The 14,433-nt window shown below is 70.8% G+C and carries 14 protein-coding genes and 1 tRNA gene; 7 read left to right on the forward strand and 8 right to left on the reverse strand.

Annotated features, from left to right (window positions below):
* Window positions 1-9 precede the first annotated feature (9 nt).
* A tRNA-OTHER gene (locus RKD20_RS27070) sits at window positions 10-108 on the reverse strand.
* A 210-nt stretch (window positions 109-318) separates the two neighbouring features.
* Here RKD20_RS27070 and RKD20_RS27075 point away from each other — a divergent pair.
* From RKD20_RS27075 to RKD20_RS27100, 6 genes are all read left to right on the forward strand, one after another.
* Window positions 319-1,785, forward strand: coding sequence for an MFS transporter (locus tag RKD20_RS27075; RefSeq protein WP_424879971.1), 1,467 nt, complete (start codon window positions 319-321; stop codon window positions 1,783-1,785).
* A gap of 162 nt (window positions 1,786-1,947) precedes the next feature.
* Complete coding sequence (locus tag RKD20_RS27080; protein ID WP_424879972.1) at window positions 1,948-3,738, forward strand: DEAD/DEAH box helicase; 1,791 nt, start codon at window positions 1,948-1,950, stop codon at window positions 3,736-3,738.
* A gap of 307 nt (window positions 3,739-4,045) precedes the next feature.
* On the forward strand, window positions 4,046-4,687 hold the full coding sequence (locus tag RKD20_RS27085; protein ID WP_031041623.1) for an IclR family transcriptional regulator: 642 nt from the start codon (window positions 4,046-4,048) through the stop codon (window positions 4,685-4,687).
* Between the two features lie 50 nt (window positions 4,688-4,737).
* Window positions 4,738-5,496: a chorismate synthase gene (locus RKD20_RS27090; protein ID WP_424879973.1), complete on the forward strand. Its 759-nt coding sequence runs from the start codon at window positions 4,738-4,740 to the stop codon at window positions 5,494-5,496.
* Window positions 5,493-6,602: an o-succinylbenzoate synthase gene (gene menC / locus RKD20_RS27095; protein ID WP_424879974.1), complete on the forward strand. Its 1,110-nt coding sequence runs from the start codon at window positions 5,493-5,495 to the stop codon at window positions 6,600-6,602. The genes RKD20_RS27090 and menC overlap by 4 nt, the downstream gene beginning before the upstream one ends.
* A 42-nt stretch (window positions 6,603-6,644) precedes the next feature.
* Window positions 6,645-7,436: a S16 family serine protease gene (locus tag RKD20_RS27100; RefSeq protein ID WP_424879975.1), complete on the forward strand. Its 792-nt coding sequence runs from the start codon at window positions 6,645-6,647 to the stop codon at window positions 7,434-7,436.
* Between the two features lie 14 nt (window positions 7,437-7,450).
* Here RKD20_RS27100 and RKD20_RS27105 read toward each other — a convergent pair whose 3' ends face one another.
* The 7 genes from RKD20_RS27105 to RKD20_RS27135 form a co-directional block, all read right to left on the reverse strand.
* On the reverse strand, window positions 7,451-7,633 hold the full coding sequence (locus tag RKD20_RS27105) for a hypothetical protein (protein ID WP_424879976.1): 183 nt from the start codon (window positions 7,631-7,633) through the stop codon (window positions 7,451-7,453).
* 11 nt (window positions 7,634-7,644) lie between these two features.
* Complete coding sequence (locus RKD20_RS27110) at window positions 7,645-8,211, reverse strand: ArsR/SmtB family transcription factor (protein ID WP_424879977.1); 567 nt, start codon at window positions 8,209-8,211, stop codon at window positions 7,645-7,647.
* 71 nt (window positions 8,212-8,282) lie between these two features.
* Window positions 8,283-9,239, reverse strand: a complete 957-nt coding sequence (locus RKD20_RS27115; protein WP_424879978.1) for a glycine betaine ABC transporter substrate-binding protein — start codon at window positions 9,237-9,239, stop codon at window positions 8,283-8,285.
* A 714-nt stretch (window positions 9,240-9,953) separates the two neighbouring features.
* A complete protein-coding gene (locus RKD20_RS27120) occupies window positions 9,954-10,757 on the reverse strand; it encodes an ABC transporter permease (RefSeq protein ID WP_424879979.1) in 804 nt (267 codons plus the stop codon).
* On the reverse strand, window positions 10,754-11,998 hold the full coding sequence (locus tag RKD20_RS27125) for a betaine/proline/choline family ABC transporter ATP-binding protein (RefSeq protein WP_424879980.1): 1,245 nt from the start codon (window positions 11,996-11,998) through the stop codon (window positions 10,754-10,756). Before RKD20_RS27125 ends, RKD20_RS27120 begins: the two co-directional genes overlap by 4 nt.
* Window positions 11,991-12,638: an ABC transporter permease gene (locus RKD20_RS27130; protein ID WP_424879981.1), complete on the reverse strand. Its 648-nt coding sequence runs from the start codon at window positions 12,636-12,638 to the stop codon at window positions 11,991-11,993. The genes RKD20_RS27125 and RKD20_RS27130 overlap by 8 nt, the downstream gene beginning before the upstream one ends.
* 23 nt (window positions 12,639-12,661) lie before the next feature.
* Entirely contained in the window at window positions 12,662-13,144 is a 483-nt protein-coding gene (locus RKD20_RS27135) for an Lrp/AsnC family transcriptional regulator (RefSeq protein ID WP_020121198.1), read from the reverse strand.
* Between the two features lie 126 nt (window positions 13,145-13,270).
* On the opposite strand from RKD20_RS27135, the gene hppD reads away from it, so the two are divergent.
* Window positions 13,271-14,416 carry a 4-hydroxyphenylpyruvate dioxygenase gene (gene hppD, locus RKD20_RS27140; RefSeq protein ID WP_424879982.1) on the forward strand — a complete coding sequence of 382 codons (1,146 nt, stop codon included), beginning with the start codon at window positions 13,271-13,273 and terminating at the stop codon, window positions 14,414-14,416.
* The last annotated feature ends 17 nt before the right edge of the window (window positions 14,417-14,433 follow it).

Raw genomic sequence — 14,433 nt, forward strand, 5'->3', positions numbered from 1 at the left:
TCGTGTGTCCTGGCGTGGCGGGGATCGGACCCGCGTGACTCCCCGCGAGCGGAGCTCGCTGATGGATGCAGTGCAGGCGCGTCCCTGAACCACTCGGGCACACGGCCGGGGTAACCCGGTGACTTGACCGTAGGGGGCTGTGGGGGGTGGTTCAAGGGAGTCGTGGGGGCTGCAACGGGACTGCCATACGCCGTTCATGAACGGGACGGGATCGGCGGGGGTTGGCGGGGATCGGCCGTGGTCGTACGACCAAGGTCTCAGGGCGAGGCCTGCTTTCGACAGGGGTAAACAAGGACTGTGGCCCTTACTCTGGCGGGCATGGCTGTCCTGGAACCGCGTGACACCGGTGTCACCGATGACCCTGAGGTGCCGTCCGTCGACGAGGTGGAGGAGGGGGTGCTGGGGCGTTCGTACCGGGCGTTGAGCATCGGCATCGTGTCCGTCGTGCTGCTGATCGCGTTCGAGGCGACCGCCGTGGGGACCGCGATGCCGGTCGCGGCGCGGGAGTTGGACGGGGTCGCGCTCTACGCGTTCGCGTTCTCCGGGTACTTCACCACCAGCCTGTTCGGGATGGTGCTGGCCGGGCAGTGGGCGGATCGGCGGGGGCCGCTCGGGCCGCTGACGGCCGGGATCGCCGGCTTCGGTGCCGGGCTGCTGCTGTCGGGGACCGCCGGCGCGATGTGGCTGTTCATTCTCGGGCGGGCCGTGCAGGGGTTCGGCGGCGGGCTGGTCATCGTGGCGCTGTACGTCGTCGTCGGGCGGGCCTATCCGGAGCGGCTGCGGCCGGCGATCATGGCCGCGTTCGCGGCCGGGTGGGTCGTGCCGTCGATCGTGGGGCCGCTGGCGGCCGGGGCGGTCACCGAACACCTCGGGTGGCGGTGGGTGTTCGTCGGGATTCCCGTGCTGGTGGTCTTTCCGCTGGTGCTCGCGCTTCCGCAGATACGGCGGCGGGCCGGAGGGCCGGTCGACGCCATCGCCGGGCGGGCCTCCTTCGACCGGCGCCGCATCCGGCTCGCCCTCGGGATCTCCCTCGGCGCCGGGCTCCTCCAGTACGCCGCCCAGGACCTGCGCCCCCTCTCCCTGCTCCCCGGCCTCGCGGGCGTGGCGCTGCTCGTGCCGGCCGTGCTCGGACTGCTCCCGCGCGGGACCTACCGGGCGGCGCGGGGGCTGCCCTCCGTCGTGCTGTTGCGCGGGGTCGCGGCGGGGTCCTTCGTGGCCGCCGAGTCCTTCGTGCCGTTGATGCTGGTCACCCAGCGGGGGCTGTCGCCGACGCTGGCCGGGTTCTCGCTCGCGGCGGGCGGGGGCACGTGGGCGCTGGGGTCGTGGGTGCAGTCGCGGGCGCGGGTGGAGCCGTACCGGGAACGGCTGATGACCGGCGGCATGGTGCTGGTCGCGGCCGCGATCGCCGCCGCGCCGAGTGTGCTGATCGACTCCGTGCCCGTCTGGACCGTCGCCGTCGCCTGGGGCTTCGGCTGCTTCGGGATGGGGCTGGTGATCTCCTCCTCCAGCGTGCTTCTGCTGCAGCTCTCCGCTCCGGAGGAGGCCGGTACCAACTCCGCCGCCCTCCAGATCTCCGACGGTCTCTCCAACGCCGTCCTGCTGGCGGCGGGGGGTGCGGCCTTCGCGGCGCTCGGCGGCGCCACCGTCACCCACTCCGCCACGGAAGCCTCCGGCTCGCATCCGGCCGCGTTCGCCGTCGTGTTCCTTCCGATGGCTGGGGTGGCCCTGGTGGGGGCCTGGGTGACGACCCGGCTGCATGCCAAGACCGGGTCTTCATGCATATGAACGGCCAAGATCGCGGCCTACCTGCCGCGCTTCGCCCGCTGAATGTGACCTCGGTCCCACCCGCGCCCGCCCCGGCCCCGTCCGCGCGTTGACACCATCGGCCCGCCGGTAAGGTGACCCGGTCGTCATACACAGCCCAGCCGCTCGACCCCGACGGAGACCGTGACTACCACCGCCGCCTCCTCCCATCACCTTTCCCCCGCCTTCCCCGGGCGGGCCCCCTGGGGTACCGCCAACAAGCTGCGTGCGTGGCAGCAAGGGGCGATGGAGAAGTACGTCCAGGAGCAGCCGCGTGACTTCCTGGCCGTCGCGACCCCGGGCGCGGGCAAGACGACCTTCGCCCTCACCCTCGCCTCCTGGCTGCTGCACCACCATGTCGTGCAGCAGGTGACGGTCGTCGCGCCGACCGAGCATCTGAAGAAGCAGTGGGCCGAGGCGGCGGCGCGGATAGGGATCAAGCTGGATCCGGAGTACAGCGCAGGGCCGCTCGGCAAGGACTACCACGGAGTCGCCGTCACCTACGCGGGTGTGGGCGTACGGCCGATGCTGCACCGCAACCGGGTCGAGCAGCGCAAGACCCTCGTGATCCTCGACGAGATCCACCACGCCGGTGACTCCAAGTCCTGGGGCGAGGCGTGCCTGGAGGCCTTCGAGCCGGCCACCCGCCGGCTCGCGCTCACCGGTACGCCCTTCCGGTCCGACACCAACCCGATCCCCTTCGTGACGTACGAGGAGGGCAACGACGGGATTCGCAGGTCGGCCGCCGACTACACCTACGGGTACGGGAACGCGCTGGCCGACCATGTGGTGCGGCCCGTCATCTTCCTGTCCTACAGCGGGCAGATGCGCTGGCGGACCAAGGCGGGCGACGAGATCGCCGCCCGGCTCGGCGAGCCGATGACCAAGGACGCGATCAGCCAGGCGTGGCGTACGGCGCTCGACCCGCGCGGTGAGTGGATGCCGAGCGTGCTGCGCGCCGCCGACCAGCGGCTCACGGAGGTCAGGAAGGCGATTCCGGACGCCGGCGCCCTCGTCATCGCCTCCGATCAGGACTCCGCGCGCGCCTACGCCAAGCTGATCCGCGAGATCACCGGCAGCAAGGCGACCCTCGTCCTGTCCGATGACGCCGGGGCCTCGAAGCGGATCGACGACTTCAGCGGCAGCAACGACCGCTGGATGGTGGCCGTCAGGATGGTGTCGGAAGGCGTCGACGTGCCACGCCTCGCGGTCGGCGTGTACGCCACCACCATCTCCACGCCCCTCTTCTTCGCCCAGGCCGTCGGCCGTTTCGTACGGTCCCGGCGGCGCGGTGAGACCGCCTCCGTGTTCCTGCCGACCGTGCCGGACCTCCTCACCTTCGCCAACGAGATGGAGGTGGAACGGGACCACGCCCTCGACAAGCCGAAGAAGGAGGGCGAGGAGGACCCGTACGCCGAGTCCGAGAAGGAGATGGAGGAGGCGAACAAGGAGGAGGACGAGGACACCGGCGAGCAGGAGCAGTTCGCCTTCGAGGCGCTGGAGTCCGAGGCCGTCTTCGACCGCGTGCTCTACGACGGTGCCGAGTTCGGCATGCAGGCGCACCCGGGGAGCGAGGAGGAGCAGGACTACCTCGGGATTCCGGGCCTGCTGGAGCCGGACCAGGTGCAGCTCCTGCTCCAGAAGCGGCAGGCCCGGCAGATCGCGCACAACCGCAAGAAGCCGGACAGCGAGGCGGACCTGCTGGAGCTGCCCGCCGAGCGGCGGCCCGTCGTCTCGCACAAGGAGATGATGGAGCTGCGCAAGCAGCTCAACACCATGGTCAGCGCGTACGTCCATCAGAGCGGCAAGCCGCACGGTGTGATCCACACCGAGCTGCGCCGGGTGTGCGGCGGGCCGCCGAGCGCCGAGGCCACGGCCGGGCAGCTGCGGCAGCGGATCGCCAAGGTGCAGGAGTGGGCCACCCGGATGCGGTGACGACCGCGCCCGCTCGTGCTCGGCGGCTGTCACACCGTACGTATCAGGACATACGGAGTGGTCCGTACCGGGTGCTGCCCGGATTCTGGACGGAGGCTTCCGCTGAGCGAACCCGCTTCGCTACTGTCCCGCTACGCACACGCCCCGTGGCAGCGCCGCCGCGGAGCGCAGCCGTGAAGCGACGCGGCCCGGTAAGAGACCGGGCCGCCGGCCGATCGGCGGCCTCTGAAGCGCGTCACTGACGGGACTCGGTGACGCATCCGCCGCGAGGGGGCTGCCGACCTCACCACTTGGAGGAGTGGGCGTCGTGACCGCGGAGACCTCTCAGACGCTTGACCGGGGACTGCGTGTCCTCAAGCTCCTGGCCGACACGGACCACGGGCTCACCGTCACCGAGCTTTCCAACAAACTGGGTGTGAACCGGACCGTGGTGTACCGGTTGCTGGCCACGCTGGAGCAGCACGCCCTCGTACGGCGTGATCTCGGCGGGCGTGCTCGGGTGGGGCTGGGAGTGCTGCGCCTCGGACGCCAGGTGCATCCGCTGGTACGGGAGGCAGCGCTGCCCGCGCTGCGGTCGCTCGCCGAGGACATCGGAGCGACGGCTCACCTCACGTTGGTGGACGGCGCCGAGGCGCTGGCCGTGGCCGTCGTGGAGCCCACGTGGACGGACTATCACGTGGCCTATCGGGCCGGGTTCCGGCATCCGCTGGACCGGGGCGCCGCGGGCCGGGCGATTCTCGCGGCCCGGCAGCAGGGGTTCGGGGAGCCGGGGTACATGCTGACGCACGGGGAGCTGGAGGCCGGCGCCAGCGGGGCGGCCGCTCCGCTGCTCGGGGTCACCGGGGTCGAGGGCAGTGTCGGGGTCGTGATGCTGGCGGACGCGGTGCCGGAGCGGGTGGGCCCGCGGGTGGTGGACGCGGCACGGGAGGTCGCGGAGGCACTGCGCTGAGCGCGGCCGACAGCCGGCAGCCGGCAGCCGGCAGAGCCGAGACTGGGCACATGACCCTGAGCATCCGTACCGTCCACGACGTCGCCGGCCTCGCTGCCGTCAGCGCGTACTTCGGCGAGGTGTGGCGGACCCCGCCCACGGCCCCGCCCTACCCGGCCGAGGTGCTGCACAGCCTGGTCCACGCGGGCGGCGCGGTGCACGCGGCCCACGACGGGCAGCGCCTCGCCGGGGCCTGTGTCGCGGTGTTCGGGCCGCCGGGCTCGCGGGAGGCGTACTCCCTGGTCGCCGCCACGGACCCCGGGCTCGGGCAGGCGGTGAAGCAGGCGCAGCGGGCCTGGGCGCTCGGCCTCGGCGCCCGCACCATGCGCTGGACCTTCGACCCGCTGGTCGCGCGCAACGCCCGCTTCAACCTGGCCAAACTGGGCGCGGCCGGCACCGAGTACATGGTCGACTTCTACGGCCCCATGCGGGACGGCGTGAACAGCGGCGACGAGAGCGACCGGCTGACGGTGACCTGGGACCTGACGGCGCCCGGACCGTCGTACGACCCGGGTGACCGCGAGGCCGCGCCCGCCACCCACCGCGCCCCCGACGGGGAGACCCTGGCCCGCCGCGACCTCGCCGGCCGACACCTCTGGTGCCGAGTCCCGGACGACGTCGTCAAGCTGCGGGCCGCCGACCCGGCGCTCGCGCTGCGCTGGCGGCGGGCCGTGCGCGAGGTGCTCACGGAGGCGTTCGGGCAGGGCTTCCGGGCGACCGGCATGTCCAGGGACGGCTGGTACACACTCACCAAGGAGGCCGCCGTATGAAGCTGGAGCGCGTCGAAGTCGTCCATGTGCAGATCCCGCTCGTCACTCCCTTCCGGACCTCCTTCGGCACGATGACCACGAAGGACACGTTCCTGCTGCACGTGGTCACGGACACCGCCGAGGGCTGGTCGGAGTTCGCCGCCGACCCCCAGCCGCGGTACTGCTCGGAGTTCGTGGCGGGCGCCGAGCTCGTGCTGCGGGACTTCCTGGTGCCGAGGGTGGCCGCACTGCCCGCGCTCACGGCGGCGATGGTCGGGCCCGCCGTCAGCGGGATCAAGGGGCACGAGCTGGCGAAGGCCGCCCTGGAGACGGCGGTCCTGGACGCGGAGCTGCGGTCGTACGGCATGCCGCTGGCGGTGTACCTGGGCGCGGTGCGCGACCGGGTGCCCGCGGGGGTGTCGGTGGGGATCAAGGACTCCGTGCCGGAGCTGCTGGACGACGTCGAGCGGTATCTCGCCGAGGGGTACGTCCGGATCAAGCTGAAGATCGAACCCGGCTGGGACGTCGAGCCGGTACGTGCCGTACGCGAGCGCTTCGGCGCCGCCCTGCCGCTCCAGGTCGACGCGAACACCGCGTACACGCTCGCGGACGCGGAACACCTGCGCCGTCTCGACGAGTTCGGGCTGCTGCTGATCGAGGAGCCGCTGGACGAGAACAACCTGTACGGCCACGCCCGCCTCCAGAGCCGTATCGCCACCCCTGTCTGCCTCGACGAGTCCCTGCACAACGCCCGGGACACCGCCGCCGCGATCGCGATGGACGCCTGCCGGGTCGTGAACGTCAAGCCCGCGCGCGTCGGCGGCTATCTGGAGGCCCGCCGCATCCACGACGTGGCCCGCGCGCACGGCGTGCCGGTGTGGTGCGGCGGCATGCTGGAGACGGGAATCGGCCGCGCCGCGAACCTCGCCCTGGCCGCCCTGCCCGGCTTCACGCTCCCCGGCGACACCTCGGCCTCCGCCCGCTACTTCGCCGAGGACATCACCGAGCCGTTCGTCCTGGCGGACGGCCACCTGCCGGTCCCGCACACACCGGGTATCGGCGTCGAACCGCTCCCCGACGTCCTACGGCGTTTCACGCGCGCAAGACAGGATCTGTACGCGGCCTGACCGGCTCGTGGCCGGAAGTGACCGCCGCGTTAGATTGATCCCGTGCTCTCTCGCCTCACGCGCCCCCAGGCCGTCGCCGTCTGCGCCCTGCCCGTCGTGGCACTGGTCGCCACGGCCCTCTTCGCGCCGCTGCCCTTCGCACTGGCGCAGCCCGGGATGACGGCGAACGTCCTCGCCAAGAACGAGGGCGCGGCGGTGATCACGATCTCCGGGGCGAAGACCCGACCGACGAGCGGGCAGCTGCGGATGACGACCATCGAGGCGACCGGGCCCGACACGCGTGTCTCGCTCGGCGACCTCTTCGACAGCTGGTTCCGCACCGACCGGGCGGTCATGCCCCACGACGCGGTCTACCCGAGCGGGCAGAGCGTCAAGGAGATCGAGGAGCACAACACCGCCCAGATGAAGGAGTCCCAGGACGCGGCGACCGAGGCGGCCCTCGGTTACCTCAAGCTCAGCGACAACAAGGTCAAGGTCACGCTGAAGCTCGCGGACGTCGGGGGGCCGAGCGCGGGGCTGCTGTTCACCCTGGGGATCATCGACAAGCTCGACGGCGACGGCGCCGGGGGCGACCTCACGGGCGGCCGAGTCATCGCCGGGACGGGCACGATCGACGCGAACGGCACGGTCGGCGCGGTGGGCGGCGTGGCGCTGAAGACGCAGGCCGCGAAGCGGGACGGGGCGACGGTGTTCCTGGTCCCGAAGGACGAGTGCGCCGACGCGCGGGCGGAGCTGCCGAAGGGGCTGCGGCTGATCCCGGTGACCTCCCTGAAGGGAGCGGTGGGCGCGCTGACCGCGCTGGAGTCGGGCAAGGGGTCCGTCCCCGCCTGCTAGTGCTTGTAGTGCTCCTAGTGCGCGAAGGCCGGCCTGGGGGAGGCCAGGCGGAGGCCGACCTCCACGAGGGTCCAGCCGATCCGGGTCCTGATGGCGTACGGCCGCTTGGCCTGCGCGGCCAGGCGGTAGGCGTCGGCCTCGGCGCGGAGGTCGGCGGCGCGGAAGGTGTGCTGGGTGAGGTGGGTCTCGGGGTGCATGACGGGGCCCTTCAGTCCGTTTCGATGGGGAACAGGTGCGTGTGGATGCGTACTTGCTCCGTGCCGGGGTCCTCGTCGGTGACCTGGCCGCGGTAGTCGTTGATCAGGGCGTGCATCTTGTCGACGAGCTCGGTGGCCAGCTCGGGGGTGAGCCGGAGCGTCATGTCGGAACCGCGGGTCCACTCGGCGGACCAGTGGTCCCGGGTGCTGAGCCAGCCGGACAGCTCCCGGGAGTGGGTGGCGGCGATCTCATGCAGGTAGATCTCGGCCAATCCGCGTACTTCGGGTCCAGCGTCCTCGAACTCGGTGGTGTCGAAGGTCAGCCCCTGGTCGACGGCCTTCCACCACCGCTCCCTTCCCTTCCCGTGCTCCGGCGCGTCCGTGATGAAGCCGTGCTCGGCGAGCTGGCGCAGGTGGTAGCTGGTGGCGCCGCTGGACTCGCCCAGCCGCTCGGCGAGCATCGAAGCGGTGGCGGGTCCGCGCCGGCGCAGCGCGTTGAGCAGTTCCATCCGCAGGGGATGGGCCAGCCCTCGCAGTGAACGGGCGTCGAGTTTCCGTACCTTCGGCTCTTCCGGCATGCGTACAAAGGTATCTATGCAAAGGGTTCTTTGCAACATGTTCTTTGTAACTCTGCTCGGCGGACCGGCTCCTAGTTCACGAACCCCTCCGCCTTCATCCAGTCCAGCGCCACCTGGTGCGGGTCCTCCCCGGCCACGTCCACCTTCGCGTTGAGCTCCCGCGCCACCGTGTTGTCCAGCCTCTTCGTGACCGGGTCCAGTACCTCGGCGATGGCCGGCCACTTCTTCAGGGACCGGGAGTTGATCTCGGGAGCCGCGTTGTAGTTGGGGAAGAACTTCCGGTCGTCCCGCATCACCGCGAGGTTCATGGACTTGATGCGGCCGTCGGTCGTGAAGACCTCCCCGTACCGGCAACTGCCCTTCGCCACCTGGGTGTAGATGATCCCGGTGTCCATCTGGGTGAGGTTCCTCGCCGGGACGCGCATCCCGTACGCCTTCTCCATGCCCGGCAGTCCGTCGGCGCGGTTGGCGAACTCGCTCTCCACGCACAGCGTCACCGCGCCGGGGTCCTTCTTGGCCAGCGCGGCCACGTCGGAGAGTGTCCTCGTGCCGTACTTCCTGAAGTTGGACTGGTTCATGGCCAGCGCGTAGGTGTTGTTCAGGGGCGCCTTCGGCAGCCACGTCAGCCCGTTGTCCAGGTCGGCCTTCCGTACCGCGGCCCACTGCTCCTGCGGGTCGGCGATCGGCTCGCTGTGGCCCTGGTAGGTGATCCACGCCGTGCCCGTGTACTCGTACATCCCGTCCGCGTCCCCGGACTTGACCGCCTCCCGGGCCCCGACCGATCCCTGGATCCCCGTGCGGTCGAGCACGTCCGCCCCGGCCGCCTCGAAGGCGATGCCCATGATCGCGCCGAGGATCAGCTGCTCGGTGAACTCCTTCGAGGTGACCGTCAGCTCCGCACCCTTGAGCGGCTCACCCCGGCCGATCGACCCCGGCTTCACATCGTCGGCCATCGGGGAGCCGCTGGTCAGCCCACAGCCGGACAGCACGACGAGCGCCCCGGCGAGCGTCAGACGGGTTGGTCTCACGTGGTCGCCTCCCGGGGTCGTGGTGTGTGGGGTGGTCGGGCGGTTGGGTTGGCCGGGGTGGGGGTGGCGCTGGTGAGCCCGCGGCGGGACGGCAGGGGCAGGGGTCGGGCGAGCGTCAGACGGGTCGGTCTCACGTGGTCGCCCCCCGGGCCGTGGTGTGTGGGGTCGGTGGGTTGGTAGGGGTGGGGCGGGGCTTCGGGTGGTCGGCGGTGGGGGAGCCGTTGGGCTGTCCGGGGCCGGGCGGCACGGCCGGCGCCCCGGTGAGCGTCAGACGGGGGCGTCTCACCTTGCCGCCTCCAAGAGCTCTGGTGTGTGGGGTCGGTGGGTTGGTAGGGGTGGGGCGGGGCTTCGGGTGGTCGGCGGTGGGGGAGCCGTTGGGCTGTCCGGGGCCGGGCGGCACGGCCGGCGCCCCGGTGAGCGTCAGACGGGTTCGTCTCACGTCGCCGCCCAGGGCCGTGGTCGGTGAGGCCGGTGGGTGGGCCGGGACGTGCGGTCGGCGGCCGTGCGGGGGCGCAGCCCGCAGGAGGTGGGTGGGGTCGGCGCCCGGCGCATCCGCCTTCACACCCCGTGGCCTGGGCAGCAGTGCGGTCGACCGGCAGGGCGGGCACGCAGGGGCCGCCCCCCGCTCCGCCGAAGGTCGCCGGGTCGCCGTATCGACGTTCAGGACCTGGGCGGGAGGAACGCCTGTCCGGGCCGGTGTCGGGAACCTGCGTCTCATGTGCCCACCTCCAACCCCCTTGGCCTGAGCAGCAGTTCCGCCAGTGAGGCCAGCCAGTCGACCAGCAGGGCGAGGGTCACCGTGAGGATGGAGCCCAGGATCAGGACCGGCATCCGCTGGTTGGTGATGCCGGTCGTGATCAGGACGCCGAGGCCGCCGCCTCCGCCGAAGGTCGCCAGGGTCGCCGTACCGACGTTGAGGACCAGGGCCGTACGGACGCCCGCGAGGATCAGGGGGACGGCCAGCGGCAGTTCGACGCGGGTCAGTACGCCCAGGGGGGACATGCCGATGCCGCGTGCCGCCTCCAGCAGCATCGGGTCGTTCGCCTTCAGGCCCGCGATGGTGTTGGACAGGACCGGCAGGACGGCGTAGGCGACGATGCCGATCAGGGCCGCCTTCGTTCCCGTGCCCAGCCAGATCACCAGCAGGGCGAGCAGGCCGATCGCCGGGGTCGCCTGACCCATGTTGGCGACCGCCATCGCCACCGGGCTCACCTTCCGGAAGGCGCGGCGGGTCAGCACGATGCCCAGCGGGATCGCGATGATCAGCACGAAGAACGTCGAGATCACGGTCAGCTGCACTTGCTGCCACAGGGCCTTGGACACCTGCCCGTTCGACAGCGCGTTCTCGGTGAGCGGGTCCAGGTCGGCCTGCGCGAACCACAGCCAGGTCGCGAGCAGCACGGCGAGCAGGAACGCGGGCAGGAAGGTCAGCTTCCGCCAGGTCACGCGTCTTCCGGGCGCGGCCGGCGGGGGAGGAGCGGCCGTCTCCTCCAGCTCCGGGATCTCGGCAGCCGTCACACCTTCCGCCCCCCTGCGCCGGCACCCTCCTGCTCGGCGTGCGTCCGGTCGGCCCGGATCTCCTCCAGCTGGTGCTGGTGCTCCATGGCCTCGAAACGGTCGGCCTCCAGGAGCTCGTGCACGGAGGTCATGAGCGTCTCCATGTCGACGACACCCGTGTACTCCCCGCGCCGCCCGGTCACCGCGACCCGCCCCGCGCTGTCGGTCAGCACCGCCTCCAGCGCGTCCCGCAGGGTCGCGTCCCTGGTCACCGTGTCGCTCACCAGCGTCCCGGCCCGCGCCAGCGACCCCTTGGCGCGCATCATGTCCCCGCGCCTGAGCCACTTGTAGGGCCGTCCGCGTTTGTCGAGCAGCAGCACCTCGCTCGTCCCGCTGCCCCGGAGCTTGTTGAAGATCTCCTGGAGGGGGTCGTCGACCGTCGCTGTCGGATAGTCGGTGATCTCCACATCCCGTACCCGGGTGAGGTTGAGCCGCTTCAGCGCCGCCCCCGCGCCGACGAACCCGGACACGAAGTCGTCGGCCGGGTTGGTCAGGATCGCCTCCGGGGTGTCGAACTGGGCGATGTGGGAGCGTTCGCGCAGTACGGCGATGCGGTCGCCGAGCTTGATCGCCTCGTCGAAGTCGTGGGTGACGAAGACGATCGTCTTGTGCAGCTCACGCTGGAGCCGGATCAGCTCGTCCTGGAGATGGTCACGGGTGATCGGGTCGACCGCGCCGAACGGCTCGTCCATCAGCAGGACGGGCGGATCGGCCGCGAGCGCCCGCGCCACACCCACCCGCTGCTGCTGGCCGCCGGAGAGCTGACGCGGATAGCGGCCGTGGAACTCGCCGGGGTCGAGCCCGACGAGGTCGAGCAGTTCCTCCACACGGTCGTCGATCCGGGCCTTCCCCCAGCCGATCATCCTCGGCACGAGGGCGATGTTCTGCGCGACCGTCATGTGCGGGAAGAGCCCGGCCGACTGGATGGCGTAGCCCACCTTGCGGCGCAGCTTGACCGGATCGATGTCGGTCACGTCCTCACCGTTGATCCGGATGCGGCCACCGGTCGGCTCGATCAACCTGTTGATCATCTTGAGAGTGGTCGACTTACCGCATCCGGACGGGCCCACGAAGATGACGGTCTCGCCCGCCTTGATCTCCATGCTGACGCTGTCCACGGCGGGCTCCGCAGCGCCGGGGTACCTCTTGGTCAGGTGCTCCAACTCGATGGACGCACCTGAGGTGCCGGACGTCTCAGGCACGGATCCCCCTCGGAATGGTGAGCCGTCCGATCAGGACGTACGCGGCGTCGAACAGCAGGGCGAGGACGATGATCCCGAGCGTGCCGGCAAGCACCTGGTTGAGCGCGTTCTTGCTGCCCAGGGAGGCGATGCCGCGGAAGATCTCGTTGCCGAGGCCGGGCCCGGAGGCGTAGGCGGCGATCGCGGCGATGCCCATCAGCATCTGGGTCGAGACCCGGATCCCGGTCAGGATCGGCGGCCAGGCGAGCGGCAGCTCGACCCGCGCCAGGCGCATGACGGGGGACATCCCGATGCCCGTGGCCGCGTCCACCAGGGACGGGTCGACCCCGCGCAGGCCCACGATCGCGTTCCGCACGATCGGCAGCAGCCCGTACAGCGTCAGGGCGATCACCGTGGGCGGCACCCCGAGCCCCACGGCCGGGATGAGCAGACCGATCATGGCGAGCGAGGGAACGGTCAGGATCGTCGAGGTGGCCGTCGTGGCGAGGTTGCCGGCCCACTCGCTGCGATAGGTCACGACCCCGATCAGCACCCCGATCACCGTCGCCATGACCATGCACTGGAAGACGACGCTCGCGTGCTGGTAGGCGTCCGCGAGCAGCTGCTGGTGGCGGCTGCCGAGGTACTCCCAGAAGGTCACACCCGCTCACCCCAGTGGCTCGGTCACTCCCGAAGGGCCGGATCCCCCGCCGCCTGCTCCACCAGCGGGATGATCCGCAGCGGAACGGGGTTCTCCATGACGATCGCGGTGGCGGCCCGGACGATCCCATCGAAACCGACAACCCGGTCGATCACACGTTGGAGATCGGCGTTGGAGCGGGCCACCAGCCGGCACAGCATGTCCCCGCTGCCGGTGGTGGTGTGCAGCTCAAGGACCTCCGGCACGGTCGCCAAGTGCGCCCGGACGTCGGCCCCTTGCCCCTGCCGGATCTGCAGTGTGGCGAACGCGGTCACCGGGTAGCCGAGCGCCGCCGGATCGACCTGCGGACCGAATCCCCGGATGACTCCGTTCGACTGAAGCCGGTCCAGCCGCGCCTGCACGGTCCCCCGGGCCACCCCCAGCCGCCGGGACATCTCAAGGACCCCGATCCGCGGCTCGCGCGCGAGGAGCACGATGATCCGCCCGTCCAGTGCGTCGATCCCCACAGCGGCCTCCCGGAGAGATGGTCATCATGTACAGAAGGGCCGCCGATACGGCCGTATCGCTGAACATGTTGTCCAGTGGATACGCGAACTATTGCGCACCTTGCAGAGCGGAGCCAGGCTTCGCACATGACGCAGACCACACACCACACTCCCGAAACCGCCCGGCAGGCCGACCCCTTCCCGGTCAAGGGAATGGACGCGGTCGTCTTCGCCGTCGGCAACGCCAAGCAGGCGGCGCACTACTACTCGACCGCCTTCGGCATGCGGCTCGTGGCCTACTCCGGACCGGAGAACGGCAGCCGCGAGACCGCGAGCTACGTGCTGGAGAACGGCTCCGCCCGTTTCGTGTTCACCTCGGTCATCAAGCCCGCCACCCCCTGGGGCCACTTCCTCGCCCAGCACGTGGCCGAGCACGGCGACGGCGTGATCGACCTCGCCATCGAGGTCCCGGACGCCCGCCGCGCCTACGACTACGCCCTAGAACACGGCGCCCGCTCGGTGGCCGAGCCGTACGAGCTGAAGGACGAGCACGGCACGGTCGTCCTCGCCGCGATCGCCACCTACGGCGAGACCCGCCACACCCTCGTCGAGCGCACCGGCTACGACGGCCCCTACCTGCCCGGCTTCGCCGCGGCCGCCCCGATCGTCGAGCCGCCCGCCCACCGCACCTTCCAGGCCGTCGACCACTGCGTCGGCAACGTCGAGCTCGGCCGGATGAACGAGTGGGTCGGCTTCTACAACAAGGTCATGGGCTTCACGAACATGAAGGAGTTCGTGGGCGACGACATCGCCACCGAGTACAGCGCGCTGATGTCGAAGGTCGTGGCCGACGGCACGCTCAAGGTGAAGTTCCCGATCAACGAGCCCGCGATCGCCAAGAAGAAGTCCCAGATCGACGAGTACCTGGAGTTCTACGGCGGCGCGGGCGTCCAGCACATCGCGCTGAACACCAACGACATCGTGCAGACCGTGCGGACCATGCGCGCGGCCGGAGTCCAGTTCCTCGACACCCCCGACTCCTACTACGACACCCTCGGCGAGTGGGTCGGCGACACCCGGGTGCCGGTCGACACGCTGCGGGAGCTGAAGATCCTCGCCGACCGCGACGAGGACGGCTATCTGCTGCAGATCTTCACCAAGCCGGTCCAGGACAAGCCGACCGTGTTCTTCGAGATCATCGAGCGCCACGGCTCGATGGGCTTCGGCAAGGGCAACTTCAAGGCGCTCTTCGAGGCCATCGAAAGGGAGCAGGAGAAGCGGGGCAACCTCTAGCCCGCGTCCCCCGACTC

The organism is Streptomyces sp. SLBN-8D4 (assembly GCF_049739545.1).
GTDB lineage: Bacteria > Actinomycetota > Actinomycetes > Streptomycetales > Streptomycetaceae > Streptomyces > Streptomyces canus_C.